Below are 23211 nucleotides of genomic sequence, written 5' to 3' on the forward strand. Positions count from 1 at the left end.
GGATGAACGCGGGGGGACGACGGTGTGCACGGCAGGCAGTGAGGCAGACGGTATGGCGCAGCAGGCGTACACGACGGAGACGGTGGGCGGCGGCTCGGGGCCCGAGCGACCGGGATCCCGGCTTCGGCGCCTGCTGTACGGCGGCTGGCGGGACGACCCGCGCATCTGGCGCCGGGGCATCCTCCTCGCGGTCCTCGCCCTCCTCCTCGCCCTGGTGATGCTGCTGCACTCGCGCATCCCGAACCGGGTGGGCAACCTCGGCAGCCTCACCGAGACGTTTCTGCCGTGGCTGGGCCTCGCCATCCCGGTCCTGCTGCTGCTCGCGCTGCTGCGCAGGTCGGCCACCGCGCTGGTCGCCGTACTCCTCCCGGCGGCCGTGTGGCTGAACCTCTTCGGCGGGCTGCTCACCGACAAGACGGGCTCCGGCGGCGACCTGATGGTGGCGACCCACAACGTCAACGCCCAGAACCCCGACCCCGCCGCGACAGCCCGCGAGGTGGCCGCCTCCGGCGCCGACGTGCTGGCCCTGGAGGAAGTGCCCGGGACGGCCGTGTCCACCTATGAGAAGGCGCTCGCGCCGACGTACCGGTACCACGGGGTCGAGGGCACGGTCGGCCTGTGGAGCAAGTACCCGATGAGCGATGTGCGGGCGGTGGACATCAGGCTCGGCTGGACGCGCGCGATGCGGGCCACCGTCACCACGCCCAAGGGCCCCGTCGCGGTGTACGTCGCCCACATGCCCTCGGTGCGGGTGAAGATGGACGCCGGGTTCACCGCTCAGCAGCGCGACACGAGCGCCGACGCGCTCGGCGAGGCCATCGCCGCCGAGCCCCTGAAGCGCGTCGTCCTGCTCGGCGACCTGAACGGCACGATGAACGACCGTTCGCTCAACGCCGTCACCTCCCAGATGCGCTCCACGCAGGGCGCGGCGGGCAGCGGCTTCGGGTTCAGCTGGCCGGCGTCGTTCCCGATGGCGCGGATCGACCAGATCATGGTCCGGGGTGTCGAGCCGGAGAGCTCCTGGACCCTGCCGCGCACCGGCAGCGACCACCTTCCGGTGGCTGCCCGTGTGAAGCTGGACACGTCGTCGTAACCCCTTGGAATACCGGGCCTGAGAGGCTTTGTTCCGTACCTGAACATATGCTGGTACGGACTCCGCTCTCGTCGACTCCCACGTCGGGTCGACCCTTACGTTGAAAGGCACAGGCCCTTCATGCCCCTGGCCCTGCTCGCTCTGGCCGTCGGCGCTTTCGGCATAGGTACGACCGAGTTCGTGATGATGGGCCTGCTGCCCGACGTCGCGAACGACCTGCACATCTCGATCCCCACCGCCGGACACCTGGTCTCGGCGTACGCGCTGGGCGTGGTGATCGGCGCCCCACTGCTGGCCGCGCTCACGGCCCGCATGTCCCGCCGTACGGTGCTGATCGCCCTCATGGGGATGTTCGTCGTGGGCAACGCACTGTCGGCGTTCGCCCCCGGCAACGACGCGTTGCTCGCCGCCCGCTTCCTCAGCGGCCTGCCGCACGGCGCCTTCTTCGGCGTCGGTGCCGTCGTCGCCACGGCGATGGTCCCGCCGGAGCGCAAGGCCCGCTCGGTCTCCCTGATGTTCCTCGGCCTGACCGTCGCCAACGTCGCGGGCGTGCCGGTGGCGACGCTGGTCGGCCAGCACCTGGGCTGGCGGGCCACCTTCCTCGGCGTGAGCGTGATCGGCCTGGCGGCGATCGCGTCCCTGGCGCTGCTGATCCCGCACGACCGGGGGCAGGCCGCCCCCTCGGCCGGCCTGCGCGGCGAACTGGCCGCGCTCAGGTCGGTACCGGTCTGGCTGGCTCTGGGCACGACGGTGGCGGGCTTCGGCGCGCTCTTCGCGGCCTACAGCTACGTCACCCCGATGCTGACGGAGTCGGCCGGGTACGCGGAGGGCGACGTGACGCTGCTCCTGGCCCTGTTCGGTGTCGGCGCGACGGCCGGCAACCTGCTCGGCGGCCGCCTGGCGGACCACTCCCTGCGGGGCACCCTGTTCGGCGGCCTGGCCTCGCTGGGGCTCGTGCTGCTGCTGTTCCCCGTGCTGATGCGCGCCGAGTGGAGCGCGGCGCTCGCGGTCGCCCTGCTGGGCATGGCGGCGTTCGTCACCGGTTCCCCGCTTCAGCTGATGGTCATGGAGAAGGCGGCCGCGGCCCCGTCGCTCGCCTCCTCCGCCAACCAGGCGGCCTTCAACCTGGCCAACGCCGGTGGCGCCTGGGTCGGCGGCCTGGCCCTGGCGGCGGGCTTCGGTACGACGTCCCCCGCGCTGGCGGGCGCGATGCTGGCGCTGCTGGGGCTGGGCGTGGCCAGCGTGGCGTGGGCGGTGGACCGGAGGCGGATGACTCCGTCGGTGGGGCGGGTCATCAGCTCCCACGTGCCGGGGGAGGCGGGGGTGTTGCAGCCCTGAATTCTTTGCCCACCCGCCCACCCGACTCGGCCGGTCGAGAGGTGAGCGAGCGGGCGGCCCCACGGCAACTTCACAGCTCGCACCACACCGTCTTCCGGTCCGCCCACTGCTCCACGCCCCACCGCTCGGAGAGCGCGTCGAGCAAGGCCAACCCCCGCCCGGACTCCTCCGTTTCCGTGGCGGGCAGCAGGACAGGCGCGGCGCACGGGGCGGGGTCGGTCACCTCGATGCGGGTGCGGGGGCCGTGGTCCGTCGCCGTACCCATGACGCGTACGGTCACCGGTGTGCCCTCGCCGAGGTGGTCGATGACGTTCGTCAGTAACTCCGTCGCGCACAGCCGGACCTCGAAGTCGTGGTCCCGGAGGTGCCGGCGCAGTTCCGGCGCGGTCTTCGGCGTGGCGAGCAGGCGGAGTTCGAGCACCGTCCTCACCGGCCCGCCGTCTTCCTGAGCGCGGCGGCCAGCGCCCGTGCCGTGGCCGTGTTGCAGTTCCCGAGCGTGACGAGTCCGGCGGGCCGGCCGTATCTACCCGCGAAACTCGGCAGATCCACGCGGAGGGACGGGAGCGTGATGTCGTGCAGGGCGAGGCCGAGCGGAGTTCCTCCACGCAGAGGGTGATGTCGTAGGCGGTGGGGGAGCGGTGGTCGGGCATGGGGGTTGGCCGCCTTCTGTGCGTTGTGTGACGAACTCCTCACAGACTGTCCCCCTGCTGGCTACCGTAAAAGTGGTTTCGCGTTCGCGACCGGGGCAGCGAAAGGTGAACGATGGCACGGCGCAAGGACATCGACGGCTCGATGAGCGTTCCGACCTTCTACGGCGCGGAGTTGCGGTGGAAGAGGGAGGCGGCGGGGCTGTCGCTGGAGGCGTTCCTCGAAGGCAGCTTCTACGGCAAGACCTACCTCAGCGACATCGAGCGCGGGGAGCGGAGGATGCCGCTCGACCTGGCCCGGCATGCGGACCGGGTGCTGGGGACTGACGGGTTCTTCGAGCGGCATTGTGAGGATGTGCGGAAGGCGAGGAGAGGGCCGCATGCCGCGTACTTCGAGAAGGTCCTGGAGGCGGAGAAGTACGCGGAGGCCATTGAGGAATGGTGTCCCATTACCTTCCCCGGACTGCTCCAGACCGCTCCGTACGCCCGGATGCTGGTCCGGTCGGCCCACCCGGCGGCCTCCGACGAGTGGGTCGAGGAGAAGGTGACGGCCAGGCTCGGCCGAGCCTGCCTCTTCGAGGAGGATCACTCCACGCCGGAGTACTGGGCAGTCCTGCACGAGTCGTTGATCGCGGATCCGATCCTCCCGCCACTGGAGATGGCCACTCAGTTGGACCGGATCGTGGAGCTGGCCGAGCGGCATCGGATCACTCCGCAGATCGTTCCGCGGACATGCGGGGCGTATCCCCTGATGGCCGCGTCCGTCAAGATCATGGACTTTCCAGATGCTCCACCGCTGCTTTACATCGAGGCGTCCTACAGCGGGGACACCATCGATGATCCGGCCCTCGTGAAGCAGTACCGCAAGGCATACGATCGGCTCAGGGCCGTCGCACTGTCACCAGACACGTCCCTCGCCATGATCAATGCAGCGGCAGAGGATTATCGAAATGGCAAGCAACCGGATCGACTTGAGTGACGCTCTCTGGTTCAAGAGCAGCTACAGCAACGGTGACGGCGGGGATTGCGTCGAAGTGGCGCCCAGCATCCCCGGCCTGGTCCCCGTCCGCGACTCCAAGTCCCCCGGCGGCCCCGTCCTCCTCCTCACCCCCACCGCCTGGACCCCCTTCATCACCGCGCTGAAGTCCAAGTCCGCGTAACGCAAAGGGGGCGTGAGGTCACCAGGACCCCACGCCCCCCGCGCCTCAGCGGAGCGTCAGCGCGTCAGTGCTTCTTCGCGTACGACTGCACGTAACCGTTGGCCGGCGAACCGACACCCGTCACGTCGTCGTAGCCCTTGACCGCCGACAGGGAGCTGTCCTTGCCGAGGCTGCGGACCGAGTACAGCAGGCCGCCCTTGGCGTCGAAGCCGTTGGCGAAGTCCACCCGGACCTCCGCCAGGCCGGAGCCGGTCGGGTTGTCCGTGACATCGTGGAAGACGCCCTTGTCGTACTTGGCGTAGATCGTCGGGTTGGCGAAGCCGATCGCCGTGCCGCCGCGCGCCTCCTGAGCCAGGGCCTGGACCGCCGCGATGACCGGAGCGGCGAGCGAGGTGCCGCCGATGCGGTACTCGCTGTACTTCTGCGAGCCGTCCGGGAACGTCTGGGTCTGGCCGACCAGGAAGCCGGTGTTCGGGTCGGCGATGGCCGCGATGTCCGGGACGACGCGGTTGCCGTCGGCGCTGTTGGCCTTGGCGAGCGAGTCCGGGACGACGCCCTTCTGGTAGTACGGCTCGGCGACCGTCTTGCTGGTGCCACCGCCCGCGCCCGAGGTGAAGGCGCCGGGGAAGTTGGTCCAGCTCTTGCCGTCGGCCGACAGGGTCGCCTTCTCGGTGCCCCAGCCGGTCTCCCACTGGTACTTGTCGCCCTTGCCCACGGCCAGGGACGTACCGCCGACCGCGGTCACCCAGGCGGAATTGGCGGGGGTGTCGACCTGCTTCGTGCCGGTGTTGGCGACCTCGTCGCCGTTGTCACCGGAGGAGAAGTAGAAGCCGATGCCCTGCACCGCGCCCAGCTGGAAGACCTGGTCGTAGGCGGCCGCGAGGTCCGGGGTCTGGTTGGCCTCGACGTCGCCCCAGGAGTTGGAGACGATGTCGGCCAGGTGGTTGTCCACGACCTTGCTGAGGGAGTCCAGGAGGTCGTTGTCGAAGCAGGAGGCCGCGCCGACGTAGGTGACGTCGGCGTCCGGCGCGACCGCGTGCACGGCCTCGACGTCGAGGGTCTCCTCGCCGTACCAGCCAGCGGCCTTGCACTCCTTGATCTTGGTGTAGTTGGCCGGCAGCACCTGGTGCAGCTGGCTGGTCTTCCACGCCGCGTCACCGTGCTTGACCGCGTACGTGCCCGCGTCGTAGGCGATGGTCGGCGAGGCGTAGGCGTCGGTGATGGCGACGCGGACGCCCTTGCCTGTGTAGTCGCCCGCACCGTAGGCGGCGCGCAGCTGCTTGCCCGTGTAGCCCCTGATCGCGTAAGGAGCCTTGCCGCCGTACGCGTCCGGCAGCGTGCTCGCGATGTTCGAGCCGTAGTACGACGAGAACGGCCCGGAGTTCTTGAACACGGCGTCCGGCTGCGGCAACTGGTCGTCGTGGTGCGACACGTGCGGGGCGTTGTCCAGGCCGGTGACGGTCAGGACGGCGCCCTTCAGGCCCTCCGGCACGGTGGCGGTCTGCGCCGGGGCGCGGTAAGTCGCCGAGCCCTTGGCATAGTTGTGCAGCTGGGTGCCGAAGGCCTTCTCGGCGGCGGCCACGTCACCGGAGACGGCGACGTAGTGCTGGGTGACCTCGGTGACCTTCAGGCCGGCCGACGTCAGCCAGGACTTGACGGCGGCCACCTGGGCCTTCGTCGCCCCGAACTGGGCCTGTGCCTTCTTGGCGCTCAGGTACTTGCCGTAGAGCGGCGAGCTGGGGTCGGACACGGCCTTGGCGTAGGCGGCGAGGCCCGCCGCGTCCTTGCCGGCCAGGTAGACCCGGGCGTTCACCGCGGCGCTGTTCGCGGTCGCGCCCTTGTCCGCCTTGGGCGTGGCCCACAGCGGCTTGGTGCCCTTGATTGCGGAACGAGCGGGGCTGTCCGCGGCGTGTGCCGCGGGTATGCCCAGCGCCAGAGCGCCGGCGACCATGGGCAGTGTCGCTGCCATGCTCACGGCGCGCAGCTTGGCGCGGTTGGATCTCATAGAACCCCCTGCGATGCGGTTCGCATGCATGTCGTGGTCGGTACGTCATGCGTCCGCGTGCCGGCCCGCGGCGGTTCGGCCGGCCGTATGGATCACACGATGGGGGTCACTCTTTCGATGAACTGTTCATGCCAGGGGAACGGAAAGGTCAAGAGAAGCTCAAGGAACCGTCAGATGGGGGGATTTGGGGCTTTTGTTCTTGCGGTGGTGTTGTGAAAGAGCTTGCCCGTTGTTCACAAACGGCTGTGCGGGGGCGGCTGTTCACGAACGCGGCGCGGAACCCCGCTCCTGCCGACGTGCCGGCGCCTCACTACATCGCCCCATTGGTGCAGGGGGCATCCGCCTCCGGGGTCTGCGGGCCATGGACGTAGGCGGCGAAGAACTTGTTCACCTCGGGGTCGTCCGCGCTCTTGACGGTCACCTGGTGGCCCCAGGCCGACAGGATCAGCGGCGCCGCCTGGTTCTCGTACGGGCTCATCATCGAGTACGGCGTCTTCTTCACCTTCGCCGCCAGCGCGGCTATGTCGGCCTTCGCCGCCTTGCTGGTGTACGTCACCCAGACCGCGCCGTGCTCCATCGAGTGCACGGCGTTCTCGTCCTGCAGCGGCTTGGTGTAGACGGTGCCGTCGCAGGTCGCCCAGACCTGGTTGTGGTTGCCGCCGACCGGGGGGTGCATGGGGTACGACACCTTGGTCTGGACGTGCGTGCGCGCCAGTGTGCCGGACCAGATCCGCACGCCGTCCTTGCCGGTGGTCCAGTGCCCGGAGTCCCCGGAGTCCCCAGGGGTCTTGGAGTCGATCGCGCTGTTCGTCGTCTTCTTGCCGTCGGACCGGGAGTTCACGAGCACCACACCGCCGACCACGAGGCCGGCGACGACCACCACGCTCGCGGCGACGGTGAGCACGCGGTTGCGGCGCTCGCGCGCACGCTCGGTACGGCGCATCTCCTCTATGCGCGCCTTGCGCGCCGCGCTGCTGTTCTTGGTGGAGCCCATGAGTGTCCTTCTGGGGGAAAGGGCCGGCAATGGGAAGGGTGGGGCCCGCTGATCGTAAGGGGGAAGGAGTTGCCTTCCGTAGGCAGGAGAGGCAAAGAACGGGGACCCAGGGATAATTTGAACCGTGGATGCGTATTACCTAGGCTCGTGGTATGCGGCTCCTGCGCTCCACCGACCTGGCCCTGCGCGTCCTGATGCGCCTGGCCGTGACCGCCGACGCCATGCCCACCACCCGCCAGGTCGCGGAGGACATGGACGTGCCCTACACGCACGCCGCGAAGGTCGTGGCCGAGCTGCAGCACCTGGGCCTCGTCGACGCCCGGCGCGGCCGGGGCGGCGGCCTCACCCTGACCGCCAAGGGCCGCACGGCCTCGGTCGGCGCGGTGGTGCGCACCTTCGAGGGCGACGGCGACGTGGTCGACTGCGAGGGTACGGCGGGTACGGCCCCCTGCCCGCTGAACACCGGCTGCCGCCTGCGCGGCGCCCTGCGCCGGGCCCAGGAGGCCTTCTACGCCGCCCTGGACCCGATCACGCTCGCCGACCTCGTCACCGACCCGACGGGCCCGCTGCTGCTGGGCATCTCCCGGGCACCGCAGGGCGGTTGACGGCCCGTACGGTCAGGCGGCCTGCTGCGCCAGCCACAGGTCCGGGCCGAACACCTCGTAGTGGATGTCGGCCGGGGCCACGCCCTTCTCGATCAGCTGGGTGCGGACCGCCCGCATGAAGGCCAGCGGGCCGCACAGGTACGCGCGCGTGCCGGCCGGTACGGCGATGTCGGCCAGGTCGACCAGGCCGCTGCGGGTGCCGGGCTCGGCGTCCCGCTCGTAGAAGAAGTGCACGGACGCGTCCGCGAGCTTGCCCGCGTACGTCTCGTGGTCGGTGCGCAGGGCGTGGTCGGCGGGGGAGCGGTCGCCGTGCACGACGGTGACCGGGCCGCCGTGGCCGCCGGCCGCGAGGTCGGCCAGCATCGCGACCATGGGGGTCACACCGATGCCGGCGGAGGCGAGCAGCAGGGGGGTCTCTGTGCCGTCGGTGTCCAGGGCGAGGTCGCCGTACGGCTCGGACAGGTCCAGGACGTCACCGACGCGCACGCGCGCGTGGAGGTGGTTCGAGACCTCGCCGTCGGGCGCCGCGTCCGTGCCCCGCACGCGCTTGACGCTGAACTGGCGGAGCGTCTCGCCGGGCGCGCCGGACAGGCTGTACTGCCGTATCTGCCGGGCGCCGTCGGGCAGCTCGACCTGGACGGAGACGTACTGGCCGGCGCGGAAGTCGCGCACCGGGCCGCCGTCGGCGGGCCGCAGCCGGAAGGTGACGACGTCCGCGGTCTCCTCGACGCGCTCCACGACCTCCCAGGGCCGGCGCTCGGTGCTGCCGCTCTCCTCGTACAGCCGCTTCTCGATGGCGATGAGCGCGTTCGCCATCAGCCAGTAGACCTCGGTCCAGGCGGCGGCCACCTCGGGGGTGACGGCCTCGCCGAGGACCTCGGCGATGGCGGCGAAGAGGTGCTCGTGGACGATCGGGTAGTGCTCGGGGGCCACGCCCAGGGAGGCGTGCTTGTGGGCGATGCGGCCGAGCGTCGCGTCCGGCCGCTGGTCCGGGTGGTCGACCAGGTGGGTGGCGAAGGCGGCGATGGATCCGGCGAGGGCCTGCTTCTGGGCGCCGGAGGCCTGGTTGCCGCGGTTGAACAGGTCCCGCAGCAGCTCGGGGTGGGCGGCGAAGAGGCGGGCGTAGAAGCGCTCGGTGATCTCGCCGATGGCCGCGCCGACGGCGGGAAGGGTGGCGCGGACGGTGGCTGCGGACTGCTCGGACAGCATCGGGGGCTCCTTACGGCTCGACTCGTCGGCACACTATGAAAACTTGCATTTGAGATGCAAATTAAAGAGCTGTGGTCTCGCTCACGGGAGAAGCGGACCGGCCATTACGGATGTCGGTGTGAGAAGGCAAGATGGGCGGCAGAGCAGTACACCTGCCGTACGACAGGCGTTCAGGCCGAGGACGCATCCGCGATCAAGGTCCGCAACGCGCATGAAATGGTGTTGTGGTGGGATGCTCAGGTGCCCGACCGCCTCCCGCGGGACGGGGGACAGGCGGCCTGACCAGCAAGGATGGGGTAGCGGAAGATGGACAAGCAGCAGGAGTTCGTGCTCCGTACGTTGGAGGAGCGCGACATCCGGTTCGTACGCCTGTGGTTCACGGACGTGCTGGGCTTCCTCAAGTCCGTCGCCGTGGCCCCCGCCGAGCTGGAGCAGGCCTTCGACGAGGGCATCGGCTTCGACGGCTCGGCCATCGAGGGCTTCGCCCGCGTCTACGAGTCCGACATGATCGCCAAGCCGGACCCCTCGACCTTCCAGGTCCTGCCGTGGCGCGCGGAGACCCCCGGCACCGCCCGCATGTTCTGCGACATCCTCATGCCGGACGGCTCCCCGTCCTTCGCGGACCCCCGCTACGTGCTCAAGCGCGCCCTGGCCCGCACCTCCGACCTGGGCTTCACCTTCTACACCCACCCCGAGATCGAGTTCTTCCTGCTGAAGGACCGCCCGCTGGACGGCTCCCGGCCCACGCCGGCCGACAACTCGGGCTACTTCGACCACACGCCCACCAACGTCGGCATGGACTTCCGCCGCCAGGCGATCACCATGCTGGAGTCGATGGGCATCTCGGTGGAGTTCTCCCACCACGAGGGCGCGCCGGGCCAGCAGGAGATCGACCTGCGCTACGCCGACGCGCTCTCCACGGCGGACAACATCATGACGTTCCGCCTGGTCATGAAGCAGGTGGCGCTGGAGCAGGGCGTCCAGGCGACCTTCATGCCGAAGCCGTTCTCCGAGCACCCGGGCTCCGGCATGCACACGCACCTCTCCCTCTTCGAGGGCGACCGGAACGCGTTCTACGAGTCCGGCGCCGAGTACCAGCTCTCCAAGGTCGGCCGCTCCTTCATCGCGGGCCTGCTGCGGCACGCGGCGGAGATCTCCGCGGTCACCAACCAGTGGGTGAACTCCTACAAGCGCATCTGGGGCGGCTCCGAGCGCACGGCGGGCGCGGGCGGCGAGGCCCCGTCGTACATCTGCTGGGGCCACAACAACCGCAGCGCCCTGGTCCGGGTCCCGATGTACAAGCCCGGCAAGACCGGCTCGGCCCGCGTGGAGGTCCGCTCCCTGGACTCGGGCGCCAACCCCTACCTGGCCTACGCCGTCCTCCTGGCGGCGGGCCTGAAGGGCATCGAGGAGGGCTACGAGCTCCCGCCGGGCGCCGAGGACGACGTCTGGGCGCTCTCCAACGCCGAGCGGCGGGCCATGGGCATCGAGCCGCTCCCGCAGAACCTCGGCGAAGCCCTGACCCTCATGGAGAGCAGCGACCTGGTCGCCGAGACCCTCGGCGAACACGTTTTCGACTTCTTCCTGCGCAACAAGCGCCAGGAGTGGGAGGAGTACCGGTCCGAGGTCACGGCCTTCGAACTGCGGAAGAACCTGCCGGTGCTGTAGAGGCAGGTCGGGCGGGTTTCCGTCGAAACGATCCCTTGGGGCCGACGGTCGCGGACCGTCGGCCCCGGTGCGTCTCGCGGGAGCCGGGCCGTCTCTGGGCCGTCGGAACGGATACTGAGCGCGCCGTAGCCGCGTCCCATGCGGCCTCGAGAGTCTGCTCAGAGAATCCCTTGGCGTTGCTAGGGCGAGCCGAGCGCGGTTAAGACGTTCACTGCCGCCCTCGTCAAGGCACCCGGCTCCGCTGCGCGCTGCGCTCCTGCCTTCGGCCCGCTCCGCGCGCTGCGCCGACGCGCGCCCACGTGCGGATAGGGCCGGTGGCCAGGAGTCGATCACCGCGTACACGGCCGGTCAGGACAGTGAGCTGTTCCAGCAGGAACAGTCAGCCCTGCCGGGCCTCAACCCGACGGGAACCCGGGTCCTGTGACCGAGAGTCAGCAGATGCTTTCAGGAGGACAGAGCCGTGACGAGTTCCTTGGCGAGAGGCCCCGAGGACGCCGGGTTCTGGCCCGTGATGAGGTTGCGGTCCGCGACCGTGTAGGGCTCCCAGGCAGGGCCCCGCGAATAGTCGGTAGGCAGCTTCTTCAGCTCGTCCTCCAACAGCCACTTTGCCTTGTCGGCAAAACCGACACCGGCCTCCTCCTCGTTGCAGAAACCCGTCACCTGGTAGTTCGCGAAGGGCGTGTCGCCGTTCGCGTCACGGGTCGCAAGGAAAGCGGCCGGGGCATGACACACAACGCCGAGGGGTTTGCCGGAGGCAAGTGCCTCCCGCAGGAGCGCCGCAGAATCCGGGTCGACCGAAAGGTCTTCCATCGGGCCGTGGCCTCCGGGGTAGTAGACCGCGTCGTAGTCATCGAGACGCACGTCCTTGAGGGAGATGGGGTGCCGCAGCTCCTCGGCCTTCTCGATGACGGCTTCCTCCCGGAGGGAGTTTTCCTCGCCACCTGCCATACTCGGCCGCAGGCTCATCGTGTCCACAACGGGAATGACGCCCCGCGGAGTTGCCACGGTGACCTCGTGTCCGGCATCGGTGAACACGGTGTAAGGCGCCACGAACTCCTCGGCCCAGTAGCCGGTGGGGTGCCGATGCCCGTCCTTCAAGGTCCAATAGCTTGCGCCGGTCATCACGCACAAGATCTTGGCCATGGGATGCTCCTCTAGAAGATGCCACCCGGGGAGGGCGCAGTATGGCCAGTTTGAGACTTACATAACAAGCGTGAGTAGAAAACTCCTAAACTGCAACTTGCGACCGATTGGTTTATGCGTAGCGTATGTGGGCGTCAAAATGATAATGGAATTCTGGCGCCGAAAAATAGGATGCGCGTGGCCCCGACAGCAGAATATTTCGGTTGGGCGGTGACCAATCTGCCCGCCTTCGTGACCGACCTTCCGGCCGGGGCGGGGGGCGGCAGGGATCTGCCGGGTGGCGCGGTGACACTGGCCAACGACGCGGCTACAGAAGGTACCTCGGTCCGGGAACGCCTCCAGGTAACGGCCCGGACCGCTACTTCCTTGTGGTACACGCCTGCCTACCTGGAGTTCCTCGGCACCTTTGAGCGGGCCCAGCCTTTCATTTCACTTCTTCCGCATATAGTCCTCTGCGGCGTCGACGATCAGGTTCTTGACCGCCTGCGGGTGGGAAACGAGGGACACGTGCGAGGAGTTGATCTCCACTGTCTTGCGGGCGTTCGCGCGCTTCGCCTCGAACAGCTCCAGGGCCGGGTTGATCGCCTGGTCCTGTCTGCCGACGAGGACGTATACGGGCTTGTTCCGCCAGGCGGCGCCGGTGAGCTTGGCCGCGAACGCCGACAGCGCGATCGGGCGCTGGGTGGCTCCCATGAGGTTGGTCTGGCTGGTGGGCAGGTCGGCGGCGAAGACCTGGTGCAGTTTGTCCGGCTGTACGTAGACGTCCGTGCCGGTGGTGCTGTCACCGTTGCTGAAGGGCACCTGCTTTAGGGCCTTGGTGAGCGGGGCGGCCGGGAACTTCGCGGAGAGGCTGGAGAAGGACTCTCCCGTGTCCGGCATGATCGCGTTGATGTAGACGAGGGCCTTGACGTTGTCGTTTCCGGTGGCGGCCTGGGAGATCACCGCTCCGCCGTAGGAGTGGCCGACCAGGACGATCGGTCCCTTGACGGACTTCAGGAAACTTGCGAGGTAGGCCGAGTCCTGGGGAATGCCGCGGAGCGGGTTGGCCGGCGCGTCCACGGCGTAGCCGTGCTGCTGGAGCCGCTGCACGACCCCGTTCCAGCTGGACGCGTCGGCGAAGGCGCCGTGCACGAGCACGATGGTGGGCTTCGCCCGGCCGGGATCGCCGCTCGGACCACCGGCCTGCGCCGTTTCGACTGTCAGTGCGGAGGTGATTCCCGATACGGCCAGAAGAGCCGCAGCCCAACGGGCCGTGTGCACGCTACGGAGGGACTCGCGGGATATTCGCATGCCGGTCCTTCGGTGCGGGGACGTCGGACGACGCCCGGGATTCCATATTCGATGGCACCTGACGGCTCGTCCTGGCGCAGGGGCCATTCGAGTGAACTCAGAATCTCGCGACATCACTGCCGCGGGCTGTGGTGGGCAAAGATTCGTCGCCGAATTCCCGGAAGGTCGCCGGCCTCGACGCCACTTTATCTCGGCGCCTTCGGTTTCCCCGTCCGGCCGACGGCCACGAACTCGATTTGGATTTTTTTCCGAGTCACGGAATACGGCCGCCGAGTACACGAACGGTTCCTTTTCATCCCTGATCGGAGGACGCCCGTCGGGCCGCAGGTCGTTCGTACAGTGGCGCGCTCCACCTGGACGCCAGGAACCACGCCCGCTCCACTGTGTGGGTCGACGGCGTACGGGATGGGAGCTGGGGTGAGTGGTGGGTGAGGCAGGGGGCAGGCCGGTCGGAAGACCTGGACCTCGTGTCGGGCGAGCGGCACCTGTAGTTCCCACCTAGGGTTGAACAAAGAGGATCAAACGAAGTGGATCTCCGCTACAGGTAGCGACGTAGCGACAAAGGAGGCACTCATGGCCGGAAAAGCCAGCATCGTGCTGGCTCACGGCTTGTGGGCCGATGGCTCGTGCTTCGCAAAGCTCATCCCCGCACTCCAGGCCGAGGGGCGCGAGGTCTTCGCGTCGCAGCATGGGCTTGACTCGCTCGCAGGCGACGTCGACTGCGTAACCCGCGCGATCAACCACGTGGCCGGCCCGGTCGTGCTCGTGGGCCACTCCTACGGCGGCACGCTGATCACCAAGGCGGGCGTGCATGACCGGGTGGGCGCCCTGGTGTACATCTGCGCGCTTGCCCCGGACGACGACGAGACCTCGCAGCAGCACCTGGCCGCGTTTCCCAGCTCGCCGGTTTTCGAGCACCTTGAGGTCGCCGACAACCGCATCTACCTCAAGGAGTCGGGCATCGGCGACTTCTGCGGCGACCTGCCGCTGGAGGAACAGAAGCTCGTGCTGGCGACCGCCAACCCGCCGATCGCGGACCTCTTCGACCAGCAGGTACCCGGCAATGCCTGGCGAGCGAAGCCGAGCTGGTACATCGTGGGCACCCAGGACCGCACGGTGAACCCGGACCGGGAGCGCGCTTCCGCCGAACGGATGAAGGCCACGACCGTCAGCCTCGACAGCAGCCACGTCCCGATGCTCTCCCAGCCAAACGCTGTCCTTGAGGTCATCCGCAACGCTGCGAAGACCCTGGAGTAGGGCCGAGGACCGCGGGGCATGCCGCCTTTGGATCCGTGCGCGTCGCGGCCGGCCGCGATCCGATGTGAGTCGGGATCGCCAGCTGGTCTGAAGTTCCCCCTTGATCTTGGACAGCGGGTTTCTACGCTGCGGGGGTGAAGTCCTACTGCAGTCTCCAGCCGAGAGTCTTGCGTGGGCGCGCGTTGGGAGCCGCCGCGACGGCGTCGAGGTTGAAGCTCCAGTCCAAAGCCGCTCCGTCGATCGCGTGGACCAGCTTCCTGCATCATCAGCTTCCTGCATCAAGGTTCTCTATGAACCGTGACGAGCCGTCAGCCACAGTCAACCTGACTGAACGAACGAGCCCACCCAGTCACGCAGGCTTCCCGGCACGAGTGAAAGGGTGGGCGTGAACCTCTCGGAGGCTCAGACATGAGTGTGGCTCTGTCACCATGCGGCTTGTCAAACCCCAGGCTCAAACTGCGGGTGATCACGGTAGTGATCGTCATCGTGATCGCGTTCCATGCAGTCCTGGACATAGGGGGCGCATGCGCCGATGTGCTTGGCCTGGCGACGGCCCTTCTCGTCGAACGGGTACAGCAGCCAAATGCAGCAACCACGCGGACCGTCAATGAACGGCCTGGACCGTCGATGGCCGCCTGACCAAGCCTGCAGACCCGAGCGGCCTTTGTCCCATAGTTCGCTTCGAGGAGGCAGTCGTGCCCCAAGGGCAGGTCGGAGCAGGCGGCCGCGTCTGCCCGCAACAGGCGGCCCGCCGCTCGGGGCGAGCCGCCGCTTGCTTTTCAACGCCAGTCCGAGACCGAGACCGAGTTCGAGTCCGGGGCGGAGTCGGAGCGGGCCTGCTGGGAGCGCTCGGGGTGGACGTGTGGGCGGTTGTTGCACGCGTCGTGCACCGAGCTGCCCGTCCACGGTGCGGTGAGCGGGACGATCCCGAGGGCCGTCTCGCAGAGCTTGTCCGGGGACAGGGGCCGGCCGGCGATGTTGATGCGGCCGTGGGTGCCGTCGGCGTGGGCGGGGGCGGCGAGCGCGAGACCGGCGGCGGTGAGCGCGGCGAGAGCGGTGATCTTCTTCACGACTTGGTCAACGAGACCGAATCGACCCAGGTCACGCGGCTGACGACGGTGCGGTTATCCGACGTATGCCGGCGACACCGCGGCCGTGGCGATCCGCCGCGCCGCCCCCGACCCGTCCGCCGGGACCGCGTACAGATCGGCGCCGTAGTCTGCGGGCAGTGCGTACACGAGCGTACGGGAGTCGCGCCACACCACCTGGTCGTCCACACTCCTGCGCTCGGCCAGCGGGGTCTCCCGCAGGGTCCGCAGGTCCAGGACGTACAGCCGCCAAGGGGCGTCCTTCGGGGCGCCCTTGACCCGCTTCTTGTAGGCGATCCGCGTGCCGTCGGGCGAAAGGGACGGGCACTCGACGTTCGTGTGCAGGGTGGTGACCGTACGCGCGCGCAGGTCGCCCCGGATCAGATACGTGGTGCCCTGGGTCGCCAGCGTCGCGTAGAACGTGCGGTCGTCCGCCGCGAACGTCACGCCCCAGAAGTTGACGTCCGCCGCACGGTAGGGATGTCCGTCCTTGACGATCCGGAAGTCCTCCAGCGACGGGATCAGCGCGCCGCTCCTCGTGTCCACGATCGCCGCGCGCGTGGAGAAGTTCGTGCCGGCGTACGAGTCACCGCCCACGAACGCCGTCCAGGCGGCGAAGTGACCCGTCGGCGAGACCCGGGCCCGGGACGGAATGCCCGGGACGTCGTACCGGTGCACGGTCCGCAACCGCGCGTCCAGAACCAGCGCGCGATACGTGTCCGAGACCGGCCCGTGCACCGCCTGCAGGCAGACACCCGTGCCCGAAGCGGCGTAGAAACGCAGGCACTTGACCCCGGACGCCGTCCGCGCCCCCGACGGGTCGCCGGCCGGCACGCTCACGAGCTCGTCGCGATGCGGCCCCCAGGCCATGTTCCGGAACACCATGCGCCCGTGCCCGGTCAGCGTCACCGCGCCCGCCGTGACCCGTGGACCGCCCGCCTGCGCCTGGTCACGGCGGCCGGCCCGGGCCGAGGCGTGCAGCACGGACGCCAGCCCCACCGCCGCGAGCACGGCGACGGCGGCGACCAGGATCAGGACGCGGTTGCGTACGGTCATGCGGGCACCGTCCCCTTCGGGCGCAGGGTGAGGGAGAAGGCGGCACACGCGGCCAGCGCCACCGCCGCGCCCGCCAGCGCCGCCCGGTCGCCCCACACCGTCCAGGCCGCGCCGAACAGCAGACTGCAGGCGAACCGGGCCGCGGCCTGCCCGGTCTGCACGAGGGCCAGCCCCGACGAGCGCAGCGCCTCCGGCACCCCGTCCGAGGCGGCCGCCATCAGCACGCCGTCGGTGGCCGCGTAGAAGGCGCCGTGCAGGGCGAGGACGACGTACGGCAGGGCCGGGCCGTGCCACGCCGTGAGCAGCAACGCGTACGCGACCAGCAGGGCACCGTGCCCGCCCACGAAGACCGCCCACCGGCCCACCCGGTCCGCGAGCCGCCCGAGCGGCACCGCCAGCAGCAGGAAGGAGGCGGCCGTACCGAGCGGCAGCAGCGGGAACCACCGGTCCGGTACCCCGAGACGCCGCTGGAGCAGCAGGTACACGAACGAGTCGCTGACCGTGGCCAGCCCCAGCAGCAGCGCGCACACCGCGATCCGCCGCAGCCCGCGCCGGCGCAACAGCCCCACCGCACCCCGCAGAGAGGGCCGCTCGGCCGCGACCGTCCCACCGCGCCGGCCCGGCACGAACAGCAGCAGGATCACCACACCGAGCACCGCGACACAGAAGCTGACGGTGAACACCGCGTCGTACCCGTCCACGGTCGCCCGCAGGATCAGGAAGGCCACCAGGGGCCCGAGCAGTGCGCCCGCCGTGTCCATGGCGCGGTGCACCCCGAAGGCCCGCCCCCGGGACTCGGCCGGACTCGACAGCGAGATGAGGGCGTCCCGGGGAGCGGTCCGCAGCCCCTTCCCCGTGCGGTCGGCGGCGAGAACCAGCCCGATCGGCGTCAGCGAGTGAGCGACCAGCAGCAACGGCTTGCACACGGCCGACACGGCGTACCCGAACCCGGCGACCCACTTGTGCCGCCCGCCACCCCGGTCCGCGAGATGCCCGCCCACGAGCCGTACGACCGCCGAGAACCCGTTGTACACACCGTCCAGCAGCCCGAACCCCAACGGCGACAGGCCCAGCCCGCTGACCAGGTACAACGGCAGAACTGCGGTGACCATCTCGGACGAGATGTCCGTCACCAGGCTGACCGTTCCGAGCGCGAGCACGGTCGGGGCGATCGCGGCACGGCGCCGCCCGGCCAGTGGCCGGACGGCACCGTCCGCGGACGCCGGCGTACTCGCCCGGCTGTCCGCTACGTACACGTCAGGACGCCCAGATGCCGGTGATGTCCTGGGCGGAGGCGGCGTTGCCCGCGTGCGTGCTCAGGCCCTCCAGGTCCTCCAGGGTGCGCAGCAGGTCGTAGTGGTTGTAGGTCGTGGAGCTGGACGACCCGGCCGCCACCGGCTGCCCGTACAGCACGGTCGGAATCCGGTTGCCGCTCAGCCGGTTGTCCTCGTCGAAGGTGACGACGAGCAGGCTGTTGTGGGTCTTGGCCCAGGTCGCGTACGCGCCCAGGTTGTTCTTCAGCCAGGTGTCACCGGTGGACACCGAGCAGTCGTGCATGTCGCTGCACAGGTTGGGGATCACGTACGACATCTGGGGCAGCGTCGAGTAGTCCGTCGGGAACTGGTCGAACGTCATGGCGCTGTCCGTCGGCACGTTGCTGAACCCGAACCACGGGTTGTGCTTCTGGGCGTAGTCGCCGCTGCTGCACGAGGTGTCGCCCTGGCCGGGCAGATCCTCGTTGTAGCTGGCCCAGGTGCGGCCGGCGTCGAGCACCTCGGACGCGAGGTTCGGGGCCGACGAGAAGCCCGGGGTGACACAACTGTCGTCCGTGATGCCCTGGGTGTCGCCGGAGAACATGGCGTAGTAGTTCGGCTGGCTCGGGTGGGTCTCGGCGTACGACTGCGTCAGGTTGGCGCCTCCCGACTTCAGGGAATTGATGTACGGGGCGCTGGAGGAGCCGATGACCTGGCTGTACGCGTGGTTCTCGAAGACCACGACGACCACGTGGTCCGGGCTCGGCACGGCGCCCGCGGCGTGCGCGGACCCTGCGCCGATCCCGGTCCACAGCCCGAACGCGGCCGCGGCGAGGGCCGCTGTGGACGCCACGACGGTACGGGCACGGCGGTACACGGAACTGCCGGACACATCAACCTCCGGTGTGGGGGGCGGGACGGGGCTGGCGGTGCGGACAGAGCATGCACACGTCAACATTCCCGCGCGGTACGGCGTCCAACCGAGAGAGTGAAGACCGGATGAACTACTGACTTCACCCGCGCACGGCTGGCAGGCGACGCGGCCGGCGAAAACCCCTTGTCACCCACAAGGAACAGCCCACCGCACGCCACGGGGCGCGGCACCGACACACAGACAACCGCAGACGCGACACCACCCACAGCGCACCCGCAGCGACCACGCCCCCGCCCGGCGAGGAACGCGCAGGCGCAGTGACCACGGCCCCGCCCTCGCGAGGGGCGCGCACGCGCAGCGACCGCACCACCCACGAGGGACACGCACCTGCAGCGACCACGCCGCATCCCTGCGAGGGCCACGCCCCCGGAGCCGGCCGCGCCTCCATCCCGCGAGGGCCACGCGCCCGGAGCCCGCCACGCCCCCCACCCCGCGACGGCCACGCAGCCGGAGCCCCTCGCGCCCCCATCCCTGCGAGGGCCACGCGCCCGGCGCCCGTTGCGTTCCCTCCGGTTAGGCTCTGGCCAGGACGATCGGTCGTAGCCGCACGCAAGGGGAGGCCACGGAGATGACGCCGGGGCGCAGAAGCAGTACCTTCACCCGCCTGCTCCGACACGGCTTCACCGACCCCTCCGCCGCGGAACGCCTCCTCGACGGGCCGGAACTCACCGCCGTCCGCAACGATCCCGTCCTCCTGGAAGCCCTGGGCGCCACCGCCGACCCCGACCTCGCCCTGCACGGCCTGGTCCGGCTGCTGGAGGCCCAGGACGGCCCCACGGCCCACCGCGAACTGCTGGACACCCTCATCGCGGCCAAGCCGCTGCGCGACCGCCTCCTCGGCGTCCTCGGCGCCTCCGCCGCCCTCGCCGACCACCTGGCCCGCCATCCGGGCGACTGGCATGCCCTGGTCACCTACGAGCCGAGAGACCTCCACCCCGGCGTCGAGGAGTTCGAGCGCGGCCTGGCCGAGGCCGCCGACCCCGTCTCCCTCCGTATCGCCTACCGCCGCTGTCTGCTCTCCATCGCCGCCCGCGACGTCTGCGGCACCACGGACGTCGCCGAGACGGCCGCCGAACTCGCCGACCTCGCCACCGCCACCCTCCGCGCCGCCCTGGCCATCGCGCAGGCGCAGGCCCCCGCCGACGCCGCCGCCTGCCGCCTCGCGGTGATCGCGATGGGCAAGTGCGGCGGCCACGAGCTGAACTACGTCTCCGACGTGGACGTGATCTTCGTGGCCGAGGCGGCCGAGGGCACCACCGAGGCCAAGGCGCTCACCGCCGCCACCCGCCTCGCCGCGCACCTGATGCGGATCTGCTCGGAGACCACCGTGGAGGGCTCCATCTGGCCGGTGGACGCCAACCTCCGCCCCGAGGGCCGCAACGGCCCCCTGGTCCGCACTCTTTCCTCCCATCTCGCCTACTACCAACGCTGGGCAAAGACCTGGGAGTTCCAGGCCCTGCTCAAGGCCCGCCCGGTGGCGGGCGACGCGGAACTGGGCCACGCCTACGTCGACGCCCTCGAACCCATGGTCTGGAAGGCGGCCGAGCGCGAGAACTTCGTGACGGACGTCCAGAAGATGCGCCGGCGCGTGGTCGAGAACATCCCCGCGTCCGAGATCGAGCGAGAGCTCAAACTCGGCCCCGGCGGCCTCCGCGACGTCGAATTCGCCGTCCAGCTCCTGCAGTTGGTGCACGGCCGCACCGACCAGAGCCTGCGCAGCGGCACCACCCTCGACGCCCTCCAGGCCCTGGCCGCCGGAGGCTACGTCGGCCGCGAGGACGCCGCCCGCCTGGACGAGGCGTACCGCTTCCTGCGCGCGATGGAGCACCGCATCCAGCTCTACCGCCTGCGCCGCACCCACCTCGTCCCGGTCGCCGAGGAGGACCAGCGGCGCCTCGGCCGCTCCCTCGGCCTGCGCACCGACCCGGTGGCCGAGCTGAACCGCGAGTGGAAGCGGCACACCGGCGTCGTACGCAGGCTGCACGAGAAGCTCTTCTACCGCCCGCTCCTCGACGCCGTCGCCCAACTCGCCCCCGGCGAGGCCCGCCTGAGCCCCGAGGCGGCCCGCGAGCGCCTCGTCGCCCTCGGCTACGCCGACCCCGCCTCGGCCCTGCGGCACCTGGAAGCGCTCGCCTCCGGCGTGACCCGCAAGGCGGCGATCCAGCGCACCCTGCTCCCCGTCCTGCTCGGCTGGTTCGCCGACTCGGCGGACCCGGACGCGGGCCTGCTGAACTTCCGCAAGGTCTCCGACGCGCTCGGCAAGACCCCCTGGTACCTGCGCCTGCTCCGGGACGAGGGGGCGGCCGCGGAGAACCTGGCCCGCGTGCTGTCGGCGGGCCGTCTCGCCCCCGATCTCCTCATGCGCGCCCCCGAGGCGGTGGCCCTGCTGGGCGACGGCGACGGCGGCGGCCTCGAGCCCCGCGGGCGCGCCCACCTGGAGCAGGAGATCCTGGCCGCCGTGGGCCGCGCGGAGAACGCCGAGCAGGGCGTCACCGCGGCCCGCGGCGTGCGCCGCCGCGAGCTGTTCCGGGTGGCCGCCGCCGACATCGTCGGCTCCTACGGCACCGAGACCAGCCCCGCCGAGGCCGACCAGGGGGCTCTGGTGGACCGGGTGGGGGCCGCCGTCTCCGACCTCACCGCGGCCACCCTCGCGGGCACCCTGCGCGCGGTGGTCCGCGACGGCTGGGGGGACACGCTGCCCACCCGGTTCGCGATCATGGGGATGGGCCGGTTCGGCGGCCACGAGCTGGGCTACGGCTCCGACGCGGACGTCGTCTTCGTGCACGAGCCGCAGGACGGCGTGGACGAGCACGAGGCGGCCACCGCCGCGAACAAGGTCGTCGCCGAGATGCGCCGCCTGCTCCAGCTGCCCAGCGCCGACCCGCCGCTGCTCATCGACGCCGATCTGCGCCCGGAGGGCAAGTCGGGCCCGCTGGTGCGCACCCTGAAGTCGTACGAGGCGTACTACCGCCGCTGGTCCCTGGTCTGGGAGTCCCAGGCGCTGCTGCGGGCCGAGCCGGTCGCCGGGGACGAGGACCTGGGCCGCCGCTTCACCGAGCTGATCGACCCCCTGCGCTACCCGGCCCACGGCCTCGGCGAGGACGCCGTACGCGAGATCCGGCGGCTGAAGGCCCGGATGGAGTCCGAGCGCCTGCCGCGCGGCGCCGACCCGAAGCTGCACACCAAGCTGGGCCCGGGCGGGCTGTCCGACGTCGAGTGGACCGTCCAGCTGTTCCAGCTCCGGCACGGCTGGGAGCAGCCCGGTCTGCGCACCACCCGCACCCGGGAGGCCCTGGCCGCCGCCCGCGAGGCCGGGCTGCTGTCCGCCGAGGAGGTGGAGATCCTGGACGAGGCCTGGGTGCTGGCGACGAGGGTGCGCAACGCGGTGATGCTGGTGCGCGGCCGGGCCGGGGACACCTTCCCCACCGAGCCGCGCGAGCTGTCCGCCGTGGGCCGCTACCTGGGCTACGGCGCCGGGCACGCCGGGGACATGCTGGACGCCTACCGCCGTACCACCCGCAGGGCACGCACGGTGGTGGAGGAGCTGTTCTACGCGGACTGAGCGGCACCGACCGGTTCGCGGGCCGCCGCCGGAACCACCCGCGGCAGCCCGTACGGCAGCGTGCCGTACCACACCCGCGCCACCGTGAACCCGAAGGACAGGCAGAGCACGCCGCCCACGGCGTCCAGCCAGAAATGGTTGGCGGTGGCGACGATGACCAGCAGGGTGGTCGCCGGGTAGAGCAGGCCCAGCACCCGCACCCACGGCACGGACGCCAGTGCGAAGATCGTCAGGCCGCACCACAGCGACCAGCCGATGTGCATCGACGGCATCGCCGCGTACTGGTTCGACATGTGCTTCAGATCGCCGGAGGCCATCGACCCCCACGTGTGGTGCACCATCACGGTGTCCACGAAGTGCCCGCCGCGCATCAACCGGGGCGGCGCGAGCGGAAACAGGTAGTAACCGGCGAGCGCCACACCGGTGGTCGCGAACAGCGTCAGCCGCGCCGCCGCGTAACGCCCCGGATGCCACCGGTACAACCACACCAGCACGCCGATCGTGATGACGAAGTGCAGCGTGGCGTAGTAGTAGTTCATCCCGATGATCAGCCAAGTCACCGAGTTCGCCGCATGGTTGACGGACTGCTCGACGGCGACCCCCAGATGGTGCTCGGCCCGCCAGATCCAGTCGGCGTTGCGCAGAGCCTTGCCCTTCTGCTCCGGGACGGCGTTGCGGATCAGCGAGTACGTCCAGTAACTCACCGCGATCAGAAGGATCTCGAACCAGAGCCGGGGCCGGCGCGGCCGGCGCAGCCGCCCCAGCGGCCCCCGTCCGTCCTCGCCCGTGACGGTGCGAGGAACGGCCACCTCCTCGCGACCTTCCGACTGCGTCACGGTCGAGTCACTCATAGCCATCAAGTCTGCCAGAAAAGGTTTCCTCGCCCGATCATCCCAAGGTCGGGTCCGG

The 23211-nt window shown here is 70.1% G+C and carries 19 protein-coding genes and 1 pseudogene; 8 read left to right on the plus strand and 12 right to left on the minus strand.

The annotated features are described in order from the left end of the window. Positions 1-52: 52 nt before the first annotated feature. Together ACWC2T_RS02210 and ACWC2T_RS02215 are read left to right on the plus strand one after the other, a co-directional pair. Entirely contained in the window at positions 53-1093 is a 1041-nt protein-coding gene (locus tag ACWC2T_RS02210) for an endonuclease/exonuclease/phosphatase family protein (RefSeq protein WP_450668554.1), read from the plus strand. Between the two features lie 120 nt (positions 1094-1213). Next, entirely contained in the window at positions 1214-2431 is a 1218-nt protein-coding gene (locus ACWC2T_RS02215; RefSeq protein WP_450668555.1) for an MFS transporter, read from the plus strand. A gap of 70 nt (positions 2432-2501) precedes the next feature. Here ACWC2T_RS02215 and ACWC2T_RS02220 read toward each other — a convergent pair whose 3' ends face one another. Next, complete coding sequence (locus ACWC2T_RS02220) at positions 2502-2861, minus strand: ATP-binding protein (protein WP_450668556.1); 360 nt, start codon at positions 2859-2861, stop codon at positions 2502-2504. Beyond that, positions 2858-3081: pseudogene (locus ACWC2T_RS02225) on the minus strand (hypothetical protein). Before ACWC2T_RS02225 ends, ACWC2T_RS02220 begins: the two are co-directional and overlap by 4 nt. Before the next feature lie 112 nt (positions 3082-3193). Here ACWC2T_RS02225 and ACWC2T_RS02230 point away from each other — a divergent pair. Both ACWC2T_RS02230 and ACWC2T_RS02235 read left to right on the plus strand, forming a co-directional pair. Next, positions 3194-4057, plus strand: a complete 864-nt coding sequence (locus tag ACWC2T_RS02230; protein ID WP_450668557.1) for a helix-turn-helix domain-containing protein — start codon at positions 3194-3196, stop codon at positions 4055-4057. After that, positions 4029-4238, plus strand: a complete 210-nt coding sequence (locus ACWC2T_RS02235; protein ID WP_450668558.1) for a DUF397 domain-containing protein — start codon at positions 4029-4031, stop codon at positions 4236-4238. Before ACWC2T_RS02230 ends, ACWC2T_RS02235 begins: the two co-directional genes overlap by 29 nt. 64 nt (positions 4239-4302) lie before the next feature. Here the strand turns inward: ACWC2T_RS02235 and ACWC2T_RS02240 are convergent, their stop codons facing one another. Both ACWC2T_RS02240 and ACWC2T_RS02245 read right to left on the minus strand, forming a co-directional pair. Next, the gene (locus ACWC2T_RS02240) at positions 4303-6243 is read right to left on the minus strand and encodes a S53 family peptidase (RefSeq protein ID WP_450668559.1); all 1941 of its coding nucleotides are present in this window, start codon (positions 6241-6243) and stop codon (positions 4303-4305) included. A gap of 310 nt (positions 6244-6553) precedes the next feature. Next, complete coding sequence (locus ACWC2T_RS02245) at positions 6554-7237, minus strand: DUF3105 domain-containing protein (protein WP_450668560.1); 684 nt, start codon at positions 7235-7237, stop codon at positions 6554-6556. Positions 7238-7389: 152 nt separating this feature from the next. On the opposite strand from ACWC2T_RS02245, the gene ACWC2T_RS02250 reads away from it, so the two are divergent. Beyond that, the gene (locus ACWC2T_RS02250; RefSeq protein ID WP_450668561.1) at positions 7390-7842 is read left to right on the plus strand and encodes an RrF2 family transcriptional regulator; all 453 of its coding nucleotides are present in this window, start codon (positions 7390-7392) and stop codon (positions 7840-7842) included. 12 nt (positions 7843-7854) lie between these two features. Here ACWC2T_RS02250 and ACWC2T_RS02255 read toward each other — a convergent pair whose 3' ends face one another. Further along, positions 7855-9051, minus strand: coding sequence for a globin domain-containing protein (locus ACWC2T_RS02255; protein WP_450668562.1), 1197 nt, complete (start codon positions 9049-9051; stop codon positions 7855-7857). Between the two features lie 306 nt (positions 9052-9357). Between ACWC2T_RS02255 and glnA the strand changes: the two genes are divergently transcribed. Continuing rightward, positions 9358-10719 (plus strand): type I glutamate--ammonia ligase, encoded by a 1362-nt coding sequence (gene glnA / locus ACWC2T_RS02260; protein ID WP_450668563.1) that lies wholly within the window; start codon positions 9358-9360, stop codon positions 10717-10719. 444 nt (positions 10720-11163) lie between these two features. Here glnA and ACWC2T_RS02265 read toward each other — a convergent pair whose 3' ends face one another. Both ACWC2T_RS02265 and ACWC2T_RS02270 read right to left on the minus strand, forming a co-directional pair. Then, complete coding sequence (locus tag ACWC2T_RS02265; RefSeq protein WP_450668564.1) at positions 11164-11862, minus strand: type 1 glutamine amidotransferase domain-containing protein; 699 nt, start codon at positions 11860-11862, stop codon at positions 11164-11166. 429 nt (positions 11863-12291) lie between these two features. Next, positions 12292-13152, minus strand: a complete 861-nt coding sequence (locus ACWC2T_RS02270; protein WP_450668565.1) for an alpha/beta fold hydrolase — start codon at positions 13150-13152, stop codon at positions 12292-12294. 573 nt (positions 13153-13725) lie between these two features. Here ACWC2T_RS02270 and ACWC2T_RS02275 point away from each other — a divergent pair. Continuing rightward, positions 13726-14409, plus strand: a complete 684-nt coding sequence (locus ACWC2T_RS02275) for an alpha/beta fold hydrolase (RefSeq protein ID WP_450668566.1) — start codon at positions 13726-13728, stop codon at positions 14407-14409. 779 nt (positions 14410-15188) lie between these two features. On the opposite strand, the gene ACWC2T_RS02280 is transcribed toward ACWC2T_RS02275, so the two are convergent. From ACWC2T_RS02280 to ACWC2T_RS02295, 4 genes are read right to left on the minus strand one after another with little or no spacing between them, the layout of a single operon-like run. Continuing rightward, positions 15189-15479: a hypothetical protein gene (locus ACWC2T_RS02280; protein WP_450668567.1), complete on the minus strand. Its 291-nt coding sequence runs from the start codon at positions 15477-15479 to the stop codon at positions 15189-15191. 54 nt (positions 15480-15533) lie between these two features. Beyond that, positions 15534-16553, minus strand: a complete 1020-nt coding sequence (locus ACWC2T_RS02285) for a TolB family protein (protein WP_450668568.1) — start codon at positions 16551-16553, stop codon at positions 15534-15536. Next, on the minus strand, positions 16550-17809 hold the full coding sequence (locus ACWC2T_RS02290) for an MFS transporter (RefSeq protein ID WP_450668569.1): 1260 nt from the start codon (positions 17807-17809) through the stop codon (positions 16550-16552). Before ACWC2T_RS02290 ends, ACWC2T_RS02285 begins: the two co-directional genes overlap by 4 nt. A gap of 1 nt (position 17810) precedes the next feature. Then, entirely contained in the window at positions 17811-18698 is an 888-nt protein-coding gene (locus ACWC2T_RS02295; protein WP_450668570.1) for an alkaline phosphatase family protein, read from the minus strand. Between the two features lie 610 nt (positions 18699-19308). Between ACWC2T_RS02295 and ACWC2T_RS02300 the strand changes: the two genes are divergently transcribed. After that, on the plus strand, positions 19309-22302 hold the full coding sequence (locus ACWC2T_RS02300; protein ID WP_450668571.1) for a bifunctional [glutamine synthetase] adenylyltransferase/[glutamine synthetase]-adenylyl-L-tyrosine phosphorylase: 2994 nt from the start codon (positions 19309-19311) through the stop codon (positions 22300-22302). On the opposite strand, the gene ACWC2T_RS02305 is transcribed toward ACWC2T_RS02300, so the two are convergent. Continuing rightward, positions 22290-23153, minus strand: a complete 864-nt coding sequence (locus ACWC2T_RS02305; RefSeq protein ID WP_450668572.1) for a phosphatase PAP2 family protein — start codon at positions 23151-23153, stop codon at positions 22290-22292. The genes ACWC2T_RS02300 and ACWC2T_RS02305 overlap by 13 nt on opposite strands. Positions 23154-23211 lie beyond the last annotated feature (58 nt).

Source organism: Streptomyces sp. NPDC001393, assembly GCF_053597455.1.